Below are 4,713 nucleotides of genomic sequence, written 5' to 3'. Positions count from 1 at the left end.
CCGCGCGCGACCATGGGTCTGGGGCCGACCCGCCCCGAAACCAAGGACCCTACGCCGCCGCTTTATCTACCACCTTTGAGGAACGCAGCACTAAGCCGCAATGCAGCTCGCACAGGACGACTGGAACTCCACCCTCCACCGTGCCGACAACCACGCCGCGCGCGCCGCCGAGCTGACCGCCGCAGGCCACAGCGACAATGCCTTCGCACGGAAACTGGCGCAGGCAGAACAACGCTGGCTTTGTGAAGAGCGCCAACTCGACGACGCGTTCACAGAACAGCACCGCCGCACGCAGTTGACACCGCCGCAACGCGACCTCGAAGACCGGGCTCGGCGCCATCTCGATCGCGATGCGCACGACGGACTGGCCTTTGCGCAGCCAACAGCCCTCACCGAGACCGGGGCGAGCCGCGAAGAGCCAGTCGACACTCCGGAAATAGGCACTGACTACGAATACAGCTACTACGACTACGACTACGACTACGACTACGGACTGTAGTACTGCTGCTTCAGCGCCGAGCACACCGAGCTGTAGCCGCTCGGCCTGACCACCGAGATGGTCGCCGAGTACGACGCACGAGATCATGACACCGCCTGCCAGACTGCGGCATTGTCTCCGGTTCGCAACGATCGGATGCGATGTCGTAGTTCTTCGGCCGCCGCGGGCTTGGTCGGTGCGAGCCGGATGTAGGCGCCGAGCGAGTGCAGTTCGGTGATGTCGCGCAGCAAGGTCCATCCGGGCCAGTCGAGCAGGTCATATCCGTAGGCGGCTGCGAAGCGTGCCCGCTCGTGTTGTGGTTGATGAAAGTGATCGGGCAACCCGTTCACCAGGTCGAGTTCACGTGGCCCGATGCTGCATTGATCCCAGTCGATCAGCACCCACTGACCGTGATCGCAGACGGCGTTCTCGCTGTGGACATCGACATGCACAAGCCCCTCCCCGAGCGGGAACTCGGTCTGCGTGAACTGGCCGACGAGTGCCTCGGCGCGGGCGCGCAGCCACGCTCGCTCAGAGTCGGTGAGTGCGGGTGTCGTTCGCTCGTCCTCGAGAGCTAGGGCTTCGAACAGCCGCCGCAGCGGCTGGTATCGCGGCACGGGGAACGGCGGCTGCGCTACCGAGTGCAGCCGCCGTACGAGTGTGCCGAGGTCGGCCGGGCCCGGCCGACCCGGCGAGGGTCGGTAGGGCCAGAACGTAGCGATCGCGCCGCTGGCGACAACTGGCTGCGTTCCGGACGCCGGAGTAAGGGCGACGGGTAGGGGTTCGGCTGCCAGCCACCGTGCGACGGCGACGGCGGTGTGCGCGCGCTCGCGCCGGTAGGCGGTGTCGGGTGCCAGGCGCACGACCAGATCAGCGTGCGGCAGCAACCACACTGCGTTCGACCGATGATGCAGCAGTTGCGCGTCCTGGTCGTCGACACCGAACTTCTGACAGGCGGCCCGCACTGCTGCGCGACCGGGAAGCTGGCTTTCTGTGGTCATGAGGCCGCTGTAGTGAGGACCGCCCTCAGATCGCCGCGCAATTCAGCAACGATGGGGTCGCCGTCGTGCTTGGTGGCGATGGTGTCCAGGTCGCGGAGGCGGACGTAGCAGCGGGGTGAGGACAGCTCGGTGATCGCCGTGATCGCCTCACGCCCGTACCGGTTGGCCGAGTCGAAATCACCCGCCTGCAAACAGGCGCTGGCAAGGGTGGGTAAGGCGACGGCCCGGCTGCGCGCATGTTCGCTGGCGTGGCCAGGGATCGCTGTGGACAGACGCTCGACCGCCGATAGCGCGAACTTGGGATCGGAGAGCGACAGCAAATAAATCGCATGGCCGTGTTGAGCGGCGATTTCCGCGGGCGTGACGAACCATGCCCAGGAGGGAGTGGTGTCGGGTTCGGCTGCGGCGTAGCGGTCTTCGGATCGCCCGAGGGCGCGCTGGGTGGCTGCGGAGTCGTTCAGGGATGCCCAGCACCAGCCCATTACCGTTGCGATGTATCCGGCGGTAATGGTGCTGATCGGATGGCGCCTGTTGGCGGCGGTCGATGAGGCGAGCTGCACGAATTTCAGTGCTTCATCAGGTCGTTTCAGGTGCAGGGATTGGTGGGCCATGTCGAGCAGAATGCTGACCGTCAGGTCGGTGCTGCGGGGATGGTCTTCTCCACGGTGCGCGGTTTGCAGGGCGTATGTCCACAGTTTGCGGGCAGAGTCGTGTTCTTCGATGTCGTAGGCCAGCCAGCCGGCCATGCTCGCCAGGTCGGCGGTGGCGATCCACAGACGTGTTCGAACGTCCGTGGTGCATGCGGCGCCTTCCAGGGCGCGGACTTGGTGCAATTGGGTGAGTGCCGCGGTCCGGCAGAGTCCGCCGCCGTGTGCGAGGTCCCATCGCCGGAATCCTTCGGTGATGGCTTCGATGGCGTCGATGTCGGCGGATCCGATGTGTGGTCGGGTGACTGGCTCGAGCCGGTCGGGGAGGATGCTGCCCAGCCGGTCGAGTTGCGGGTGAAGATGGGAACCGAGTGCAGCTGCGGTTGCCAGGGTGATGAAGTCTCTGCGTTCCACCCACGTCACCTCCTCGCGGGCCAGATTACTCGCAGAGCCGGAGCCGAACCCGAGTAGCGAAGCAGGGATCGCGAAGGTATCGGCGATTCTTGCGACCAGCTTGGCACTGGTTAGACGGCGTTCTCCGCGTTCGACGGCTGACACTCTGGACTGCGTGAGGTCGAGCAACGCGGCCAGCTGAAGTTGTGAGAGGCCGGTTGCTTCGCGAATCGAGGTGAACACGACGCTGAAGTCGTGGTCCGCGAGCGCCGCGCGGATCGTGGGGTCGTCAAAGAAGTCGGCGGTGAGCGCGTGCTTGAACCCGGCAGCTGAGGCACAGTCGGGGCAGAGGTTTCCGGCGTGTCTTGCGGGCAGCGCCGTTCGGCATGTGCGGCAGATACGTCCCCCAGTATTCATATCTCACCTCAGTCGGTTGACCGCAGTTTGTCTCACAGTATGCGGTGGAGGGCTTTTACGTGCACAAATGACCCTTTCGCCTGATCCCAGCCAGTTGTAGACGATGCGCAAGCCCCAGTGGGGCTAGCCCTGTCGGGCGTTGGGATGGCAAGGCGCGACCGCGAATCTGGGACCAGCACCCGATGCCGGGGCATGCGGTCGACGCTGTTCCGCCCTTCGCGAGCGATCAGCAGTGGGCGGAGCCGGATTCGGGCGCGCGCACCTGGGCCCGGCATCGGCGTGCCCACCCACCCACCGACTGTCAGGGAGCTGTCGTGAGAATTTCGCAGAACACACGGGATCTGTGGGCCGTGCAGTATCGCGACTGCGCGGCCGAGCCCACCGATTTGGATCTGGACCGCGCCCGCTTCATCCTCCACACTCACGCCGCCCACGGCGGCGGATGCCTGCCCTATCTCGCGGCGATGGCCTACTCGTTCGGAACCGAGGTGTAGCCCGAGCATGCCCACCGAACGCCACACACCCATACATACGCGTTCAGCGCAGATGACAGTAACTGTGCAACAACATGTTTCGCTCTCCGAGATGGATGCTCGGCTGCCTCGGATTCCGGACTGGCACCAGCTCTGCGCGGCATTCCGCGGCGTGACGGACCACAATCCGGGCGACCACCTGATCACGCGATGGGCGCAAGCGCTGGCGCATCTGCACCGCACCCGCCGCATCATCCCCGAACGCGCGACCGGAGTCGACCGACGCCGAGACGATGTCGTCACGCTGATCGACAACTGGGTCAGCACCCACATTCAGCCACGACGCGGCACGGAACGCATAGGGCCAGCCATGGATGCCCTGGCCGCCGCGTACGTCGATGCCGAACTGATCCTCGCGACTGCCGAGCACGCCTCCGAACCCGCCGTGCGTGAGGCATGGATCCACGTCAGTGCCCTGGCTGTCGACTGGGCCGACCTGATCACCGAAGTCGTCGACGGCCAACCACCTCCACCGCGGCCAACCGTGCCCGCCACTCCGAAACATCGCTGATCGAAAGGACACACCAAATGCGTACCCTCACAACAGATCCCCAGTTCATCGCCACCTGCCAGGCCGAAGACCTCGACCCCGACACCGCCGCCCGTCGAGTCGAAAGCGGCACACTCGTGTTCCTGCGGTCGCACGTGAGCAGGCACATGACGGCCTTCAAACCGCTGCTCGTTGGTGAGGACACCCGCCGCAAAGTCGCCGCTCTCGTCGGACTGGGGCCACGTGACCGCGACCGGCAGACCATCGTGGAAAGCATGGCGGTCATCCTCGCCGCCGGTCCCGACGCTGTCATGGACCTGACCACCAACCCTGAAGGGGTGGCGCTGCGCGCGGATCTGAAGGAAGTCATGGGCGCACCGCTCGGCGCATGCCTGACATACGACCTGTTCGCTGACCCGCGGAAAAAGCTGAGCCGCAACGAATTCCTGGACCGCTTCGAGCTCGGGTTGGCCGCTGGGGTCGACTTCGTCCTTATCCATGCAGGCATCAACCCCGCCCTCGCGCAGATGAGCGAGAAATCCGACCGAATCATGCCCACGACCTCACGAGGCGGCGGGTTGCTGGCCCGCTACATGCGCATCCACCATTGCGACAACCCTCTGATCGAGTACTTCGACGGAATCCTCGACATCTGCCGCCGCTCCGACATGCCGGCGCGCACCGGCCATCGAGTCACCGTGCTCACGGATCCGATCCTGATACATCCTCACCGCCCGAGCGCGAGTCTCCTCGT

At 65.2% G+C, this 4,713-nt stretch carries 6 protein-coding genes; 4 read left to right on the top strand and 2 right to left on the bottom strand.

The window, feature by feature from the left end:
• Positions 1 to 100: 100 nt before the first annotated feature.
• Positions 101 to 499: a hypothetical protein gene (locus ACWEO7_RS38130; RefSeq protein ID WP_452430552.1), complete on the top strand. Its 399-nt coding sequence runs from the start codon at positions 101 to 103 to the stop codon at positions 497 to 499.
• Positions 500 to 582: 83 nt separating this feature from the next.
• Here the strand turns inward: ACWEO7_RS38130 and ACWEO7_RS38125 are convergent, their stop codons facing one another.
• Together ACWEO7_RS38125 and ACWEO7_RS38120 are read right to left on the bottom strand one after the other, a co-directional pair.
• Positions 583 to 1,479: an aminoglycoside phosphotransferase family protein gene (locus tag ACWEO7_RS38125; protein ID WP_452430550.1), complete on the bottom strand. Its 897-nt coding sequence runs from the start codon at positions 1,477 to 1,479 to the stop codon at positions 583 to 585.
• Entirely contained in the window at positions 1,476 to 2,936 is a 1,461-nt protein-coding gene (locus ACWEO7_RS38120) for a helix-turn-helix domain-containing protein (protein WP_452430548.1), read from the bottom strand. The genes ACWEO7_RS38125 and ACWEO7_RS38120 overlap by 4 nt, the downstream gene beginning before the upstream one ends.
• A gap of 314 nt (positions 2,937 to 3,250) precedes the next feature.
• Here ACWEO7_RS38120 and ACWEO7_RS38115 point away from each other — a divergent pair, with 314 nt between their 5' ends.
• The 3 genes from ACWEO7_RS38115 to ACWEO7_RS38105 form a co-directional block, all read left to right on the top strand.
• On the top strand, positions 3,251 to 3,430 hold the full coding sequence (locus tag ACWEO7_RS38115; RefSeq protein ID WP_452430546.1) for a hypothetical protein: 180 nt from the start codon (positions 3,251 to 3,253) through the stop codon (positions 3,428 to 3,430).
• 91 nt (positions 3,431 to 3,521) lie between these two features.
• Positions 3,522 to 3,980 (top strand): DUF4254 domain-containing protein, encoded by a 459-nt coding sequence (locus ACWEO7_RS38110; protein ID WP_452430544.1) that lies wholly within the window; start codon positions 3,522 to 3,524, stop codon positions 3,978 to 3,980.
• A 17-nt stretch (positions 3,981 to 3,997) separates the two neighbouring features.
• Positions 3,998 to 4,713: phosphomethylpyrimidine synthase ThiC (locus ACWEO7_RS38105; RefSeq protein ID WP_452430543.1), on the top strand; the 716-nt coding region annotated here is incomplete at its 3' end.

This window comes from Nocardia sp. NPDC004260, assembly GCF_053603155.1.
This window is presented reverse-complemented; position numbering and strand designations above follow the sequence as displayed.

Bases quoted from the DNA above. Each gene is read 5' to 3' on its own strand.
- ACWEO7_RS38130 (WP_452430552.1), top strand. From the start codon at position 101: ATGCAGCTCGCACAGGACGACTGGAACTCCACCCTCCACCGTGCCGAC.
- ACWEO7_RS38125 (WP_452430550.1), bottom strand. From the start codon at position 1,479: ATGACCACAGAAAGCCAGCTTCCCGGTCGCGCAGCAGTGCGGGCCGCC.
- ACWEO7_RS38120 (WP_452430548.1), bottom strand. From the start codon at position 2,936: ATGAATACTGGGGGACGTATCTGCCGCACATGCCGAACGGCGCTGCCC.
- ACWEO7_RS38110 (WP_452430544.1), top strand. From the start codon at position 3,522: ATGGATGCTCGGCTGCCTCGGATTCCGGACTGGCACCAGCTCTGCGCG.